This is a genomic window from Streptomyces sp. NPDC051664 (assembly GCF_044453545.1).
GTDB lineage: Bacteria > Actinomycetota > Actinomycetes > Streptomycetales > Streptomycetaceae > Streptomyces.
On record NZ_JBITCU010000048.1, the window covers coordinates 1 to 15545 of the forward strand.

Here is a 15545-nt window from a genome sequence, read left to right on the forward strand (position 1 = left end):
CAGACTCTTTCGTGTCCGATTCCCGGTCGAAGCGGGTTCCGCTTTCCAGGTTCTCGCTTTCGCGTTTCCCTTTCCGGCGAGTCCGACTCTATCAGGCCTTTTCCGTCTCCCTTGACCAGCCCTGCAGGCATGCAGAAGCTGAATCCGAGTTAGGGTTTGGGCTTAATAGTCGCCGCCGGCCCCCGACACAATGTCGCACTGGGGCCAGGCAGGAGTACGACAGTACAGGCCACTGGGAGTCGAGGCAAATCGTTTCCGGTGCCCCCCTAGGTCCGCGTACCCGTTGGACTCGGGCGGAACCGGGACTTCTTATGACTTACGCTGCTGAACAGTACGCCGTCCCCTGCAAACCGCGGCGGCCCCATTGAAGCTCCACCCTGGGAGGCTCCCTATGACCACTGTGACGTCCCCTCTTGAAGGACGTGCCATCGGACTCGCTGCGGTACCCGACCCGGTCTTCTCCGGTGCGATGGTCGGTCCCGGAACGGCCATCGACCCCGCGCGTGAGCCGTCGGAGGCCGTTTCGCCGGTGGACGGGGTCGTCGTCTCCCTTCACCCGCATGCCTTCGTCGTTGTGGACGAGCAAGGGCACGGGGTGCTGGTGCACCTCGGGATCGACACCGTTCAGCTCAATGGCGAGGGCTTCGAACTCCTCGTCAACAAGGGTGACACAGTCACGCGGGGCCAGAACATCGTGCGGTGGAACCCGGCCGCCGTGGAGGAGGCCGGCAAGTCGCCCATCTGCCCGATCGTCGCACTGGAAGCCACAGCGGACTCCCTGTCCGACGTCCGCGAGGACGGCGATGTCAAGGTTGGCGACACACTGTTCGATTGGCAGTGACACGTTCGGCGCAGTAGCAGCCGACTGGACATCCACCGCGGCGGCACGGATCGCCGCACAATCTGAGACGGGTGAAATGGAGACAACGCTGCGAGGCGTCGGCGTGAGCCACGGTGTGGCGATCGGCGAGGTACGGCACATGGGTACGGCTGTGCTCGAGCCGCCGGCCAAACGGATTCCCGCAGAGGAGGCCGAGCGCGAGCAGGGACGTGCTCGCCAGGCCGTGGACGCTGTTGCGGCCGACCTCAATGCCCGAGGTCATCTGGCCGGCGGCGAGGCGCAGGCGGTGCTCGAGGCTCAGGCCATGATGGCCCAGGACCCCGAACTCATGGCCGACGTGGATCGTCGCATCGCCGTCGGGAGCAGTGCCGAGCGTGCGGTGTACGACGCGTTTGCCGCGTACCGGGCTCTGCTGGCCGGCGCCGGGGAGTATCTGGCGGGACGGGTCGCGGACCTCGACGATGTGCGCAACCGGATCGTCGCGCGGCTGCTCGGTGTGCCGATGCCGGGTGTGCCGGACAGCGATGAGCCGTATGTGCTGATCGCGCGCGACCTGGCGCCTGCCGATACAGCGCTGCTCGACCCCGCTCTGGTGCTCGGATTTGTCACCGAAGAGGGCGGACCGACCAGTCACAGCGCGATTCTGGCGCGGGCGCTCGGTGTGCCGGCCGTGGTGGCTCTCCCCGGTGCCGGAGAGCTGGCCGAGGGCACAGTCATTGCAGTGGACGGCAGCACGGGCGAGATCTTCGTCGAGCCGAGCCAGGCGAAGCGCGCGGAGATGGAGAGCGCCGCCGCGGCCCGCAAGGCCGCGCTGTCCGCTTCGACCGGTCCGGGTGCGACGTCCGACGGTCACAAGGTGCCGCTCCTGGCCAATGTGGGCGGACCCGGCGATGTGCCGGCGGCGGTCGAGGCCGGTGCCGAGGGTGTGGGTCTCTTCCGCACCGAGTTCCTGTTCCTGGACGACAGCAAGCAGGCGCCGTCCGAGGAGAAGCAGGTCGCGGCGTACCGGGCGGTGCTGGAGGCGTTCCCCGAGGGACGCGTAGTGGTGCGGGTGCTGGACGCCGGTGCGGACAAGCCGCTCGACTTCCTGACGCCCGCGGACGAGCCGAACCCTGCGCTGGGTGTGCGTGGGCTTCGTGCCCTGCTGGACCACCCCGAGGTGCTGCGGACCCAGCTGACCGCGCTGGCGAAGGCGGCCGAGGGGCTGCCGGTCTATCTCGAGGTCATGGCGCCGATGGTGGCGGACCGTACGGACGCGAAGGCGTTCGCCGACGCGTGCCGGGTGGCCGGGCTGCAGGCGAAGTTCGGCGCGATGGTGGAGATTCCGTCCGCCGCTCTTCGGGCCCGCTCGATCCTGCAGGAGGTGGAGTTCCTGTCACTGGGCACCAATGACCTGGCGCAGTACACCTTCGCCGCCGACCGCCAGGTGGGTGCGGTGTCCCGGCTGCAGGATCCGTGGCAGCCCGCGCTGCTCGATCTGGTGGCGCTGTCGGCTGACGCTGCCAAGGCCGAGGGCAAGAGTTGCGGTGTCTGTGGTGAGGCTGCCGCCGATCCCCTGCTCGCCTGTGTGCTGACCGGTCTGGGTGTCACCTCCCTGTCGATGGGTGCCGCGTCCATTCCTTATGTCCGCGCCACGCTGGCGAAGTACACGCTCGCGCAGTGCGAGCGTGCCGCTGCCGCCGCGCGTGCGGCGGACTCCGCCGACGAGGCGCGGCTCGCGGCTCAGGCGGTGCTGTCGGGCGAGTAGTTCGCGCAGCTGGTTGTGAAGGGGCTTCCCGCCGGACATGGCGGGAAGCCCCTTCGGTGTGTCAGCGGTGGTCCTCCGGTTCGTCCGCGCCGATGTCGAGTCCCGCGCAGTACTCCACGCCGGACTCCGGGGAGACGGGATCACCGGTGTCCGCGTCGGTGCAGTAGGCGCTGAAGACCTCACCGGCGGTGAGCGGTACGAGGCTGCCGCGGGTCAGCCGCCAGCCGTGGACCCGGTCGGGGGTCCCGGGGCTGCTGGTACGGAGTACGAGTCCGCCGTGACTTCCGAGGGCGATGCCGACGGCGAGGACGGTGACGAACTCTGTTCCTTCGCCCGAATCGAGGAGGGCCGGGCCTGTCGTGCCGCGCTCGGTGTGCAGGACGGCGAGGAGCTGTTCGTTCTCCGTGGGAGTGCTGCAGACCAGGTGGTGCGTGCCCGGGCCCGCCGTCTCCAACGTGCGCATCAGGAGGTGGGATGCCCGGTCGAAGGCGGCGCGGCCGATGTCCTGCCCGCAGTCGGCGCATTCGCCGAGGTCGGCCAGGAGCGTCGTCGCGTACTCCCACGTGGCCTGCCGGACCGCTCGGCTGACGAGGAGTGGGATCAGGGTGTCGATGGGTTGTCCGGTGTACGCGACCGTGGCTCCGGTCGCGGCGATTTCGGCGGTGAATCGACTGCGGCTGGCCGGAGCGTCGGCGGCGAGGCCTGATTCGGCGCAGAACTCCGCGTACTCCTCCGGGTCGAAGAGGGCCAGGGTGGTGTGCATGCCCTGGGCCGCGAGTGCTTTGAGCAGGCCCTCGACCTGCTGCAGATAGACGGTGTGGTCTTCGAAGGTGAAGGTGCGGTAGCGCCGCATGGCCGCGAAGTCCTGCTCGTCGGCCAGGAGGCCGATGGTGCTCGGTGCTTCGCGGCGCAGCGTGCGTCGCATCGATGTGCCGGTCCGCCGGTAGGCGGTGTTCTTGGTGTTCCCGGTGTGCGCCACGACTCCCCCAGTGCGCTGTCGAACATTGCTCACTCAGAGTAATCGCGGGCACTGACAGTGTCCGCTTTCAGCGGCGCGTGCGGGCCAGTTCCTCGTAGAAGTGGAGCAGTTCGAGGTTGTCGATCGAGCCGGGATTGACCGCCTTGGCCAGGGCTGTTCCCTGGAGGAGGCGCTTGACCGGAACCTCGATGCGCTTGCCGGTGAGGGTGTGCGGGATGCCGGGAACCTCGATGATCTCGTCCGGGACGTGGCGCGGCGAGAGGTTCTCGCGGATGGTCTCTTTGATCCGGTCGCGCAGGCCGTCGTCGAGAGCGGCGCCGTCGGCGAGGTGGACGAAGAGCGGCATCCAGTAGCCACCGTCGGGCTCTTCGAGGCCGATGACCAGGGATTCGCGGATCTCGGGGAGCCGTTCGACGGCTTCGTAGATGTCGGCGGAGCCCATCCGTACCCCCTGGCGGTTGAGGGTGGAGTCGGAGCGGCCGTGGATGATGACGGATCCGTGGTCGGTGAGGGTGATCCAGTCGCCGTGGCGCCAGACGCCCGGGTACATCTCGAAGTAGCTGTCGCGGTAGCGGCTGCCGTCGGGGTCGTTCCAGAAGTGGATCGGCATCGAGGGCAGCGGGTTGGTGACGACGAGTTCGCCGACCTCGCCGATGAGCGGCTTCCCTGCCGGGTCCCAGGACTGGAGGTCCGTACCGAGGCAGGGGGCCTGGAGTTCGCCGATGTGGACGGGGAGGGTGGGAACGGCGCCGGCGAAGCAGCTGCAGACGTCCGTGCCGCCGCTGACGGAGGCGATCCAGAGGTTGTCGGCGACTTCGTCGTGGAGCCAGCGGAATCCGTCGGGCGGGAGCGGGGAGCCGGTGGTGGCCACGCACTGGATGCGCGAGAGGTCGAAGTCGCGGCCCGGGTGGATGCCGGCCTTGCGGCACGCCATGACGTAGGCGGCGGAGGTGCCGAAGAGGGTGGCGCCGGTCTGTTCGGCGACGCGCCACTGGGCGCTGACATCGGGGTAGCCGGGGCTTCCGTCGTACAGCACGACCGTGGTGCCGGTGAGCAGGCCGGAGACGAGGAAGTTCCACATCATCCAGCCGGTGGAGGTGTACCAGAAGAAGCGGTCGTCGGGCCCGAGGTCGCAGTGGAGTCCGAGCTGTTTGAAGTGTTCGAGGAGGATGCCGCCCTGGGACTGGACGATCGCCTTGGGGAGTCCGGTGGTGCCCGAGGAGTACAGCACCCACAGCGGGTGGTCGAAGGGGACCTGTTCGAAGACGGGTTCGGTGTCCGCGGAGGTGAGCGCGGACCATTCGAGGGCACCTTCGGGGGCGGGGGTGCCCAGCAGCGGGATGTGGACGACGGCGCGCAGGGTGGGCAGTTCGCGGCGCAGTTCGGCGACCGTGTCGGTGCGGTCGTGTTCCTTGCCGCCGTAGCGGTAGCCGTCGACGGTGAAGAGGACGACGGGTTCGACCTGCTGGAAGCGGTCGAGGACGCTGCGAGCGCCGAAGTCCGGGGCGCAGGAGGTCCAGACACCGCCGACGGCCGCGGTGGCGAGGAGCGCGACTACCGACTGCGGGATGTTGGGGAGGTAGCCGCTGACGCGGTCGCCGGGGCGGACCCCGAGTGCACGGAGTTCGGCGGCGAGGGAGCCCACCTGGCGGCGGAGTTCGGACCAGCTGACCAGGGCCTGGGTGTGGGTCTCGTCGACGTGGACGAGGGCCGGGGCACCGGCGCGCAGCGGGTCCTCCGCGGCGCGCAGGGCGTGTTCCGCGTAGTTGAGGGTGGCGCCGGGGAACCATTCGGCGCCGGGCATGGTGCGGTCGCCGATGACGGTCTCGTACGGAGTGGAGAACCGTACGTCGAACCAGTCGGCGACAGCCCGCCAGAAGGTGTCCAGCTCGTCGACCGACCAGCTGTGCAGCGCCGCGTAGCCGCCGTCGGCCGGTGCTCCGTACCGCTCGGCGGCCCAGCTCTGGAAGCGGGTGACCGCCGCGGCGGCAATGCGCTCTGCGTCGGGCTGCCAGAGGGGGGCTTCGTTCGCTGCTGAGGTCATGGGGCGGCTCCCTGGCTGTACGGGTACGCGGGGTGGGCGTGGTTCGCGCGCACACGTGCTGGGGTGTGCGCGTGAGGCGGCTTTCACGGACGATGCCATGTGATCGTCTTCCGCACCAGGGTTCCCCGCCCATGGTTGCTTGTCCGGCTATGTGGTCCGGCCACGGGTGAACGGAAGTTGAACGGAGCCCGCTGCCGCTCCGCCAGGTGGCAGGGTGAGCTGCATGAACGGTCGCGACCTGGTGCGTTCGGTGAAGATGGTGGGTTCGGTGCAGGGGCTGCGCATGGTGCGCTCGGCCTGGCGTCGGCAGCGGGCGGATGCCCGGGCGCTGCCGCGCCGTGGTGCGGAGCGGGCGAGAGTGCCGGGTCTGCTGGTGGGGGCGGAGCCCGGGCCCGGTGGCGGTGTCGTGAGATTCGCCCGTTCGGAGCTGTACATCCGGGTCGCGGTGGGCGGTGCCGTGTTCTGGGCGTGGGACGGGGCGGAGCCGCTGCCGTCGTACGCGCTGCCGGGTCCGGCGCCGGAGCCGGACCCGCGGGCTGTGCTGGAGCCGGACAAGGACGGCGGCTGGCAGGTGGTCTCGGAGCGGCTGACGCTGGTGGTGTCTCGGCACGGAGCGGTGGAGCTGCGTACGCCGGGCGGCGTGGTGCTCCGGCGGGAGCTGCCGCCGCGCTGGTGGGAGCCGGTGGCGGGTGGTGCGGCCCGGTGGGTGCAGCGGTCCGAGGTGCCGGCGGACGCCCGGTTCTTCGGGCTCGGCGGGCGGGCGTCGGGGCCGCGGCTGCGCGATGGCGTGTACGAGCTGTGGAACACCGATCCGGGCGGGCGCTTCGTGCCCGGTGACGATCCGCTGTATCTGACGATGCCGGTGCAGCTGGTGGTCTCGGACGCGGGGACGCACCTGGCGTTCCACGACAACACCTGGGCGGGGCGTGTGACGCTGCGCGAAGGCGAGGAGGGCGCGGGGTCCGGCCATGACCGGCCGGGACTGTGCGAGGTGCGGATGGACGGGGGGCCGCTGCGCTGCTGGGTGGTGGCGGGTACGCCGGCCCGGGTGCTGCAGGGCTGGACGGCGCTGACGGGTGCGCCGGCGCTGCCGCCGTCCTGGGCGCTGGGTCCGCAGCACGCCCGGTGGGGGTTCGGCAGTGAGCGTGAGGTGCGGCGGGTCGTCGCCGGGTACCGGGAGCGGGGTCTGCCGTTGTCCGTTCTGCATCTGGACATCGATCACTACGACGCGCATCAGGTGTTCACCGTCGACCGGGGCCGGTTCCCGGACCTGCCGCGGCTGGCGAAGGAGTTGCGGGACGACGGGGTGCGACTTGTGTCGATCGTCGATCCGGCGGTGAAAGCGGTGCCGGGGAATGCGGTGTTCGACGCCGGTTCGGCGGTCGGTGGAGCCGGGGCATTCGTCCGGGACGCGCGGGGGCGCGCGGTGCGCGGGGAGGTGTGGCCCGGTGAGTGCGTGTATCCGGACTTCACCGATCCGCAAGTGCGGGAATGGTGGGGAGGCCTGTACGAGGAACGGCTGGCGCAGGGGTTCTCCGGTGTGTGGCACGACATGAACGAACCGGTGTCGTTCTCGGCGTTCGGCGAGCTGACGCTGCCGCGCTCGACCCGGCACTCTCTGGAGGGCCGCGGGGGCGATCACCGGGAGGCCCACAACGTGTACGGGCTGGCGATGGCGAAGGCCGGGTACGAGGGGCTCTGCCGACTGCGGCCGGATGAGCGGCCCTTCCTGTTCTCGCGTGCCGGCTGGGCGGGAATGCAGCGGTACGGGGGCACGTGGTCCGGCGATGTCGCGACGGGCTGGCCCGGGTTGCGTGCCTCGCTGTCGCTGGCGCTGGGGCTCGGCCTGTGCGGGGTGCCGTATTCGGGTCCCGATGTGGGCGGGTTCGACGGGTCGCCGTCCCCCGAGCTGTATCTGCGGTGGTTCCAGCTGGGTGCCTGGCTGCCGTTGTTCCGCACGCACGCGGCGATGGACGCGGGGCGGCGGGAGCCCTGGGAGTTCGGGCCCGAGGTACTGGAGCACGCGAAGGCGGCGCTGGTGGAGCGGGAGCGGCTGCATCCGTACTTCGTGACGCTGGCCCAGCTGGCCCGGCTGACGGGTGCGCCGTATGTGCGGCCGCTGTGGTGGGGGGCGCCCGGGGACCGGGCGCTGCGGGATTGCGAGGACGCGTTCCTGCTGGGGGATGCGTTGCTGGTGGCGCCGGTGCTGAAGCGGGGGACGGACCGCCGGGCGGTGCGGCTGCCTCGGGGACGGTGGTACGACACGGCGACCGGCGAGGCGTACGAGGGGCCCGGGCAGATATTGGTCGATGCGCCGCTGTCACGGGTGCCGGTGCTGGTGCGGGCGGGGTCGGTGATTCCGGTGCGGGGCGTGGACGGGGGGCTGGAACTGGAGGTGTGGGCTCCGGCTGCCGGGCGCACCGGGGGTGGCCTGGTCGTCCGTGACGCGGGCGACGGCTGGGAGCAGCCGGAGGTCGAGCGGTATACGGCGCGGCTGGTGGGCGGGCAGGTCGTGGTGGAGCTGGAGGGTGGTGCGGTGACGTGCCCGGTGCGGGTGCGTGGGGTGTGATGTCCGTCAGCGGTGGTAGCGGCCTTCGAACCAGGCGCGGGCAGCCAGGGTGTGCAGCGGAAAGGCCAGTTCGGCGGGGGCGCGGAGCAGACTGTGGCCTGCGGTCTCGCCCGTGGGCACGGACGGGGGGAGGTCAGCGACCGGGCGTGGCGGGAGCAGGCCGAAGAGGAGAAGGTGGCCGTCCGGTGAGCTGGGGGCGTCGGCAAGACGTACGTCCTGCTGGTCGGCTTCGATGCCGGTCTCCTCGCGCAGTTCCCGCACGACCGCGTGCCGCCAGTCCTCGGCGTGGTCGATGAAGCCGCCGGGCAGGGCGAGGCCGCCGCGTCGGGGCTCGATGGTGCGGGTGATGACGACGAGCGAGGTTCCGTCCCGGTCGGTGACGGGGACCAGCGCGACGGCGACCGGCAGCGGATTGCGGTAGGTGGTGGCGCCGCAGGCGGTGCAGGTGCGGGGCCAGGTGCCGGTGGATCCCGGCGCGGGCCGGGGGTACGGCGTGCCGCAGCTGCCGCAGTGGGAGTCCTTCATCGGTTCCCGCACCTTTTCCTCCACGTTCTGCTGCGCTCGTTCCTTCGCTCGGTTCTCTCTCCGGGCGCGGACACGCGCGGACTGTATCCGATCGTCCTGCCGAGACCTCCACGACTAATGGATGATGCGCTCATGACAGGTATCGCTTCCGCGTTCCGCGCCCTGGCAGCCACTGCCGCCGTCCTGCTCGCCGCCACCGTAGCCTCCCCGCAGGCACAGGCCCAGGCCGAGCCGAAAGCCCCGGACGAGTTCGTCGCACTTCGTTCGGTGGACCCCACGATCATCCAGGAAATGCGCTACCCCACCGGGCACAACTTCATGGGTGAACCGGTCGACGGGTACCGCCAGCCTGTCTGCATCCTGACCCGGCCCGCGGCTCAGGCGCTCCACGCGGCGCAGACACGGCTGCTGCACCAGGGATACTCGTTGAAGGTGTACGACTGTTACCGGCCGCAACGGGCCGTCGACAATTTCGTACGGTGGGCGAAGGATCTCGACGACGAGGCCATGAAGGGCGAGTTCTACCCCCAGGTCGACAAGACGAGGCTGTTCGCGGACGGTTACATCGCGGAAAAGTCCGGGCACAGCCGGGGCAGCACGGTGGACCTGACGCTGGTGAAGCTGCCCGCCGTGCCGACCAGGCCGTACCGGCCGGGCGAGAAGCTGGTGCCCTGCTACGCGCCGCAGGCCGAGCGCTTCCCCGACAACTCGGTGGACATGGGCACCGGGTTCGACTGCTTCGACACGCTGTCGCACACGGACGACCCGCGGATCCAGGGCGTGCAGAGGGCCAACCGGCAGTTCCTGAAGACGACGCTCACCGACGCCGGATTCGTGAATCTGGCCGAGGAATGGTGGCACTACACCTTCAAGCCCGAGCTGTTCCCGGACACGTACTTCGACTTCCCGGTGGCCAGGAGGTCCGTCACCGGGCACTGACGCCCGCACCCGGCCGGTGCGGACGGGCGGCCGGGACCACCCCCGTGGGCTCCGGCCGCCCGTACTTCCTCTCGGACGCGGATCGGCCGTATCCGGTTGCCCTCCCAGCCGTTACGGTGCCCATATGTCACAGCAGACGTTCCATTCGTACGAAGAGTTCTGGCCCTACTACGTGGCGATGCACTCCAGGGCCGCCACCCGCTGGGTCCACCTGACGGGGACCCTGACCGGTCTCGCGGTCACCGCCTACGGTCTGGCCCGGGGCCGCAAGCGGTACGCGGCGGCGCTCCCCCTGATCGGCTACGGCACGGCCTGGCCCGCACACTTCCTGATCGAGAAGAACAATCCGGCCACCTTCGGGCATCCCGCGTGGTCACTGCGCGGAGACGTGCAGATGATCCGGATGATGCTGGCCGGCCGCGACCGGGACCTGGCGGAGACCGCCGCCAAGTGGCTCGCCGAGAACGGCTGACCGTGGCACACTTCTGACGTTCCGTCAGATCTCGTGCCTGGGAGGGGCTTTGTCGCACACGCGCACACCCGTGGTGACCGGTTGGTTCACCGAGGGCACCGACGAGAGGGACTTCCGGCTACTGGGCACACGCTGCTGCGCCTGCTCGTCGGTCTTCTTCCCGCGTCAGGACACGTTCTGCCGCAATCCCGGCTGCACCGGCGGCGAGCAGGTCGAGGAGCCCCTCTCCCGGCGCGGCACCGTCTGGTCGTACACCGACGGCCGATACCGCCCTCCCGCCCCGTACGTCTCCGACCCGGACGCGCCCTGGGAGCCGTACGTCCTGATCGCCGTCGAACTCGCGGCAGAGCGCATGGTGGTGCTCGGACAGGCGGCGCCAGGGGTGGGCATCGGGGATCTGGCGGTCGGAATGACCGTCGAGGTGGTTCCGGGGGTCCTGAACGAGGATGCGCCCCAGGACGGGGGAACCGTATGGACCACCTGGAACTGGCGGCCCGTGACCACCGCCGCGGGCGCGGCCCAGGGCGGTGCTGCGTGACCGGGGATGTGGCCGTCCTCGGAGCCGGCATGCATCCGTGGGGCAAGTGGGGGCGCAGTTTCGTCGAGTACGGCACGGTCGCGGCGCGGGCCGCGCTCAGCGATGCCGGGGTCGGCTGGCACGACGTGCAGTCGGTGGTCGGCGCGGACACCGTGCGCGGCGGCTATCCGGGCTATGTGGCCGGTGCGACATTCGCCCAGGCGCTGGGCTGGCAGGGCGCACGGGTCACCAGTGTCTACGCCGCCTGCGCGTCAGGCGGCCAGGCCATCAATACGGCCAGGGCGCAGATCCTGGCGGGCATGGCCGACGTGGTGCTCGTGGTGGGTGCGGATGCGGCGCCCAAGGGGTTCTTGGCCCCGGCGGGCGGCGACCGGCCCGACGATCCCGACTGGCTGCGCTTCCGGGTGCTCGGGGCGACCAACCCCGCCTACTTCGCGCTGTACGCCCGCCGCCGGATGGCCCTGTACGGGGACACTCCGGACGACTTCGCACTGGTCAAGGTGAAGAACGCGGCGGCCGGTGCATTGAACGGTAATGCCCGCTACCGCGCTCCGGTGACCGCCGAGCAGGTCGCCGCGTCCGCCGTGGTCGCCGATCCGCTGAGGCTGCTCGACATCTGCGCGACGTCCGACGGGGCCGCTGCGGTCGTCCTGTCCAGCATGGAGTTCGCGCGCCGCCACGGGGCGGCCGATACGGTCCGTATCCGCGCCGTCTCCACCGTGACGCCCACCTACCCGAAGGCCGTACTCGATCTTCCGGACATCGCAACCGATTCGGCAATCGCGGCGGAACCCGCACCGGAGACCTTTCGCGCGTCGATCGCCCGGGCGGCGTACGAGGAAGCGGGCATCGGGCCCGATGAGCTGTCGCTGGCCGAGGTCTACGACCTCTCCACCGCCCTGGAACTGGAGTGGTACGAGGACATCGGACTGTGCGCGGCGGGCGAGGGCGCCAAGCTCGTGCGCGAAGGGGCCACGGCTCTCGGCGGACGCATCCCGGTCAACCCGAGCGGAGGACTCGCCTCCTTCGGAGAGGCAGTGCCGGCGCAGGCCATCGCGCAGGTCTGCGAGCTGACCTGGCAGCTGCGTGGCACCGCGGCGGAGCGGCAGATTCCGGGGGCGCGCGCCGGAATCACCGCGAATCAGGGGCTGTTCGGGCACGGTTCGGCAGTCGTCGCGGTCCGCTGAGACCAGCCGGACGCCTGGACCCCGCACCGAAGTGGGCGCTGGGCGTGCTGTGAACTGGGCTTGTTGTCAGCCTTCTTGACGACTGATCAGCACCCGTGAAAACTCTTTGCTCAGTCACTGCCGCCACTCCCGCTCTGCGGCAGAGCGACTTGGTCACCACGCTCGTCACGGAAGCCATGGAAGCGCCCGGCGCAATCCGCCGGACAACCCCTAGGAGCGCCATGAGCAATGGAGACATATTCGTCGGGGAAGTCATCGGAACGGCGATCCTCATCCTGTTCGGCGCAGGTGTGTGCGCCGCTGTCACCCTCCATCATTCGAAGGCCAGAGCCGCGGGATGGGTGGTGATCGCCTTCGGATGGGGCTTCGGGGTCCTGGCCGGCGCGTACACCGCGGCCCCTCTCTCCGGTGGCCACCTCAACCCGGCGGTCACGGTGGGCATCGCCGTCGACACCGGGAAGTGGGACAAGGTCCCCCTCTACATCCTGGGACAACTGGTCGGCGCGGTCATCGGCGCGCTGCTGGCCTGGCTCACGTACTACGCGCAGTTCCGCGCCAACGCGGACAAGGAGACCGCCGTGCCGACGCTGGGGATCTTCTCGACCGCTCCGGAGATCCGCAGTCCGGTGGCCAACCTGGTCACCGAGATCATTGCGACGGCCGGCCTGGTGCTGCCGATTCTGGCCTTCGGGAGGAACGCCGGGATCGGGATCGGCCCGGTGGCCGGCGCGGGCGCCGGTGTCTACGGCTCCGGGATCTCCATACTGCTGGTGTCCCTGCTGGTGGTCGGCATCGGACTCTCGCTCGGCGGACCCACCGGATATGCCATCAATCCGGCCCGCGACCTCGGTCCGCGGCTGGTGCACGCACTGCTGCCGATACCGAACAAGGGCACTTCCGACTGGGGTTACTCCTGGATCCCGGTGGTAGGACCGCTCGTGGGGGGGCTGCTGGCGGGGGTCGTCTTCAACGCCGCCTTCTAGCCATTCAGGTTCCGGCCGTTCAGGCGCGGCTCATTCAAGCTCCGGCAATTCGAGTTCTCGACCTCGTGACAAGGGGACGTCATGACGGACAGGTATGTCGCCGCCATCGACCAGGGCACCACATCCAGTCGCTGCATCATCTTCGATCAGGACGGTGCGATCGTCGCCGTCGACCAGCGTGAGCACCGCCAGATCTTCCCGAAACCCGGCTGGGTGGAACACGACGCCACCGAGATCTGGTCCAAGGTGCGGGCTGTGGTGGAGGGCGCGCTCGCCACCGCCGGACTGCGGGCGGAACAGCTCAGCGCACTCGGCATCACCAACCAGCGCGAGACGACCGTGCTCTGGGACCGGGCGACCGGACAGCCCGTGCACAACGCCATCGTCTGGCAGGACACCCGTACGTCCACGCTCTGCCACGAGCTCGGCGGCACGGACGGGCAGGACCGCTTCCGGGACATCACCGGGCTTCCGCTGGCCAGTTACTTCTCCGGTCCCAAGGCCGCCTGGCTGCTGGACAACGTACCGGGGCTGCGCAGCCGGGCCGAGCGGGGCGAGATCGCCTTCGGCACCATCGACTCCTGGCTGATCTGGAATCTCACCGGCGGTACGGACGGCGGCGTCCATGTCACCGATGTGACCAACGCTTCGCGCACCATGCTGATGAATCTGGAGACCCTGGAGTGGGATCCGTCGATCCTGGCCGCGATGAATGTCCCGGAGGCGGTGCTTCCGGAGATCCGGTCGTCGTCGGAGGTGTACGGGACCGCGGTCGGCGCGCTCGCCGGGGTGCCGGTGGCCTCCGCGCTCGGCGATCAGCAGGCCGCGGTCTTCGGGCAGGCCTGCTACGACCCGGGTACCGCCAAGAACACATACGGCACCGGGAGTTTCCTGCTGCTCAACACCGGCAACAGGCCCGTGCCGTCGAAGAGCGGGCTGATCACCACTCTCGGCTACAAGATCGGCGACCAGGCACCCGTCTACTGCCTGGAGGGGTCGATCGCCATCACCGGGGCGCTGGTCCAGTGGTTCCGCGACCAGCTGGGGATCATCCGGAGCGCCGGGGAGATCGAAACACTGGCGGCGAGCGTCGACGACAACGGCGGGGCGTACATCGTGCCCGCCTTCTCCGGGCTCTTCGCCCCGTACTGGCGCTCGGACGCCCGGGGTGTCATCACCGGACTGACCGGCTATGTCACCAAGGCACATCTGGCACGCGCCGTTCTGGAGGCGACCAGCTGGCAGACACGTGAGGTCGTCGACGCGATGTATCAGGACTCGGGCGTGCCCATCACGACGCTGAAGGTGGACGGCGGCATGACGGCCAACCGGCTGCTCATGCAGCACCAGGCGGATGTGCTGGGCGTGCCGGTGATCCGGCCGAAGATCTCCGAGACGACGTGTCTGGGCGCGGCGTACGCGGCGGGGCTGGCGACCGGCGTCTGGTCGGGGCTCGACGAGCTCAAGACGCACTGGCAGCGCGATGTGGAGTGGCAGCCGCGCATGGAGCCGGAGATCCGTGAGCGCGAGTACCACAACTGGCGCAAGGCGGTGGAGCGGAGCCTGGGCTGGCAGGAGGAAGGCGGCGGCGAGCGGTAACCGCCCCTCCCCTACGCGGTCGCGTATCGGACGGCTTCAGGACGCGCGGCCCGCACCCCGGTCGGCGGGGTACGGGCCGCGCTCCGTCGCGTACTCAGGTGGTGGCGGGCTCGCGGAGGCGGTTCGCTCGGGCCAGCGCGTGTTCGACGACCGTGACCAGCACATCGCGCACGGAGGACCGGTCGCGCGCGTCGCACATCAGCACCGGCACCTCGGGGTCGAGGTCCAGCGCAGCCTGAACCGTCCGGGTCGGGAACCGGTCGGCTCCCTCGAAGCAGTTGACGGCGACGGTGAACGGGATCTCGCGCCGTTCGAAGTAGTCGACGGCCGCGAAGCAGTCCTCCAGACGCCGGGTGTCCGCGAGAACGACCGCGCCCAGGGCGCCCTGGGCCAGCTCGTCCCAGAGGAACCAGAAGCGGTCCTGTCCCGGTGTGCCGAACAGGTACAGCACCAGATCCTCGCGGAGCGTGATCCGCCCGAAGTCCATGGCGACGGTGGTGGTGGTCTTGGCCTCGACCCCGGCCGTGTCGTCCACGGGGCGGCCCGCCTCCGTGAGCCGCTCCTCCGTACGCAGCGGTCTGATCTCGCTGACCGCGCCCACCAGCGTCGTCTTGCCCACACCGAAGCCGCCCGCCACCAGGATCTTCAAGGCAACCGGCTCAACGGGCCGCGTGCTGCGGCTAGAGCGCCCGAAGGCCATTGATCACCTCACGAAGAATGTTCACATCCGGCAGCTCGGCCGGCGGAACGGGACGGGTTACGTGCACCAGTTCGTCCTCGACGAGATCGCCGACCAGTACCCGGACCACCCCGACGGGGAGATCCAGACCGGACGCCAGCTCGGCGATCGACTGGGGCATGTCATGGCAGAGTTCGATGATCTCCACGTGTTCCGGGGAGAGCGTCTGATTCCGGCCCGGATCGTCGGCCGCGGGTTCCGGGACGACGATCGCAATCAGGTCGAGACGATGACGGGACGCACTGCTGGTACGGCCCCGGGTCATCGCGTACGGACGGACCACCGGCCCCGCCTCGGCGTCGTACCAGCGCGACGACTGCGGATCGTCGGAAGCCGCCGGGGACCCGGGGGGTGCGCCCCGGGAGGAGTCAGCGCTCATGCCA

14 protein-coding genes are annotated in these 15545 nt (G+C 69.9%); 9 read left to right on the forward strand and 5 right to left on the reverse strand.

Annotated features, from left to right (window positions below; all coding sequences use genetic code 11):
- The first annotated feature begins 391 nt into the window (after window positions 1-391).
- Both ACIA8E_RS38735 and ptsP read left to right on the forward strand, forming a co-directional pair.
- Window positions 392-841: a PTS glucose transporter subunit IIA gene (locus tag ACIA8E_RS38735; RefSeq protein WP_399306055.1), complete on the forward strand. Its 450-nt coding sequence runs from the start codon at window positions 392-394 to the stop codon at window positions 839-841.
- Between the two features lie 76 nt (window positions 842-917).
- Entirely contained in the window at window positions 918-2588 is a 1671-nt protein-coding gene (ptsP, locus tag ACIA8E_RS38740) for a phosphoenolpyruvate--protein phosphotransferase (RefSeq protein ID WP_399306057.1), read from the forward strand.
- A gap of 61 nt (window positions 2589-2649) precedes the next feature.
- Here ptsP and ACIA8E_RS38745 read toward each other — a convergent pair whose 3' ends face one another.
- Both ACIA8E_RS38745 and ACIA8E_RS38750 read right to left on the reverse strand, forming a co-directional pair.
- Window positions 2650-3567 (reverse strand): hypothetical protein, encoded by a 918-nt coding sequence (locus ACIA8E_RS38745; protein ID WP_399306060.1) that lies wholly within the window; start codon window positions 3565-3567, stop codon window positions 2650-2652.
- Between the two features lie 67 nt (window positions 3568-3634).
- The gene (locus ACIA8E_RS38750) at window positions 3635-5611 is read right to left on the reverse strand and encodes an acetoacetate--CoA ligase (protein WP_399306063.1); all 1977 of its coding nucleotides are present in this window, start codon (window positions 5609-5611) and stop codon (window positions 3635-3637) included.
- Window positions 5612-5834: 223 nt separating this feature from the next.
- Between ACIA8E_RS38750 and ACIA8E_RS38755 the strand changes: the two genes are divergently transcribed.
- The gene (locus ACIA8E_RS38755) at window positions 5835-8180 is read left to right on the forward strand and encodes a glycoside hydrolase family 31 protein (RefSeq protein WP_399306065.1); all 2346 of its coding nucleotides are present in this window, start codon (window positions 5835-5837) and stop codon (window positions 8178-8180) included.
- A 6-nt stretch (window positions 8181-8186) separates the two neighbouring features.
- Here ACIA8E_RS38755 and ACIA8E_RS38760 read toward each other — a convergent pair whose 3' ends face one another.
- Complete coding sequence (locus ACIA8E_RS38760) at window positions 8187-8705, reverse strand: NUDIX domain-containing protein (protein WP_399306068.1); 519 nt, start codon at window positions 8703-8705, stop codon at window positions 8187-8189.
- 132 nt (window positions 8706-8837) lie between these two features.
- Between ACIA8E_RS38760 and ACIA8E_RS38765 the strand changes: the two genes are divergently transcribed.
- The 6 genes from ACIA8E_RS38765 to glpK all read left to right on the forward strand — a co-directional run bounded on the left by ACIA8E_RS38765 (window position 8838) and on the right by glpK (window position 14423).
- Window positions 8838-9644 carry a M15 family metallopeptidase gene (locus ACIA8E_RS38765; RefSeq protein WP_399306071.1) on the forward strand — a complete coding sequence of 269 codons (807 nt, stop codon included), beginning with the start codon at window positions 8838-8840 and terminating at the stop codon, window positions 9642-9644.
- Window positions 9645-9768: 124 nt separating this feature from the next.
- Window positions 9769-10116 carry an Mpo1-like protein gene (locus ACIA8E_RS38770; protein WP_399306073.1) on the forward strand — a complete coding sequence of 116 codons (348 nt, stop codon included), beginning with the start codon at window positions 9769-9771 and terminating at the stop codon, window positions 10114-10116.
- Between the two features lie 49 nt (window positions 10117-10165).
- Window positions 10166-10654 carry a Zn-ribbon domain-containing OB-fold protein gene (locus ACIA8E_RS38775; protein WP_399306076.1) on the forward strand — a complete coding sequence of 163 codons (489 nt, stop codon included), beginning with the start codon at window positions 10166-10168 and terminating at the stop codon, window positions 10652-10654.
- Window positions 10651-11841, forward strand: a complete 1191-nt coding sequence (locus ACIA8E_RS38780; protein WP_399306078.1) for a lipid-transfer protein — start codon at window positions 10651-10653, stop codon at window positions 11839-11841. The genes ACIA8E_RS38775 and ACIA8E_RS38780 overlap by 4 nt, the downstream gene beginning before the upstream one ends.
- A gap of 221 nt (window positions 11842-12062) precedes the next feature.
- Window positions 12063-12824, forward strand: coding sequence for an MIP/aquaporin family protein (locus ACIA8E_RS38785; protein WP_399306081.1), 762 nt, complete (start codon window positions 12063-12065; stop codon window positions 12822-12824).
- Between the two features lie 81 nt (window positions 12825-12905).
- Entirely contained in the window at window positions 12906-14423 is a 1518-nt protein-coding gene (gene glpK / locus ACIA8E_RS38790) for a glycerol kinase GlpK (RefSeq protein WP_399306084.1), read from the forward strand.
- A gap of 94 nt (window positions 14424-14517) precedes the next feature.
- On the opposite strand, the gene ACIA8E_RS38795 is transcribed toward glpK, so the two are convergent.
- Both ACIA8E_RS38795 and ACIA8E_RS38800 read right to left on the reverse strand, forming a co-directional pair.
- Window positions 14518-15123, reverse strand: a complete 606-nt coding sequence (locus tag ACIA8E_RS38795) for a GTP-binding protein (RefSeq protein ID WP_399306087.1) — start codon at window positions 15121-15123, stop codon at window positions 14518-14520.
- Window positions 15104-15541, reverse strand: a complete 438-nt coding sequence (locus tag ACIA8E_RS38800; protein WP_399306089.1) for a DUF742 domain-containing protein — start codon at window positions 15539-15541, stop codon at window positions 15104-15106. The genes ACIA8E_RS38795 and ACIA8E_RS38800 overlap by 20 nt, the downstream gene beginning before the upstream one ends.
- Window positions 15542-15545: the final 4 nt, after the last annotated feature.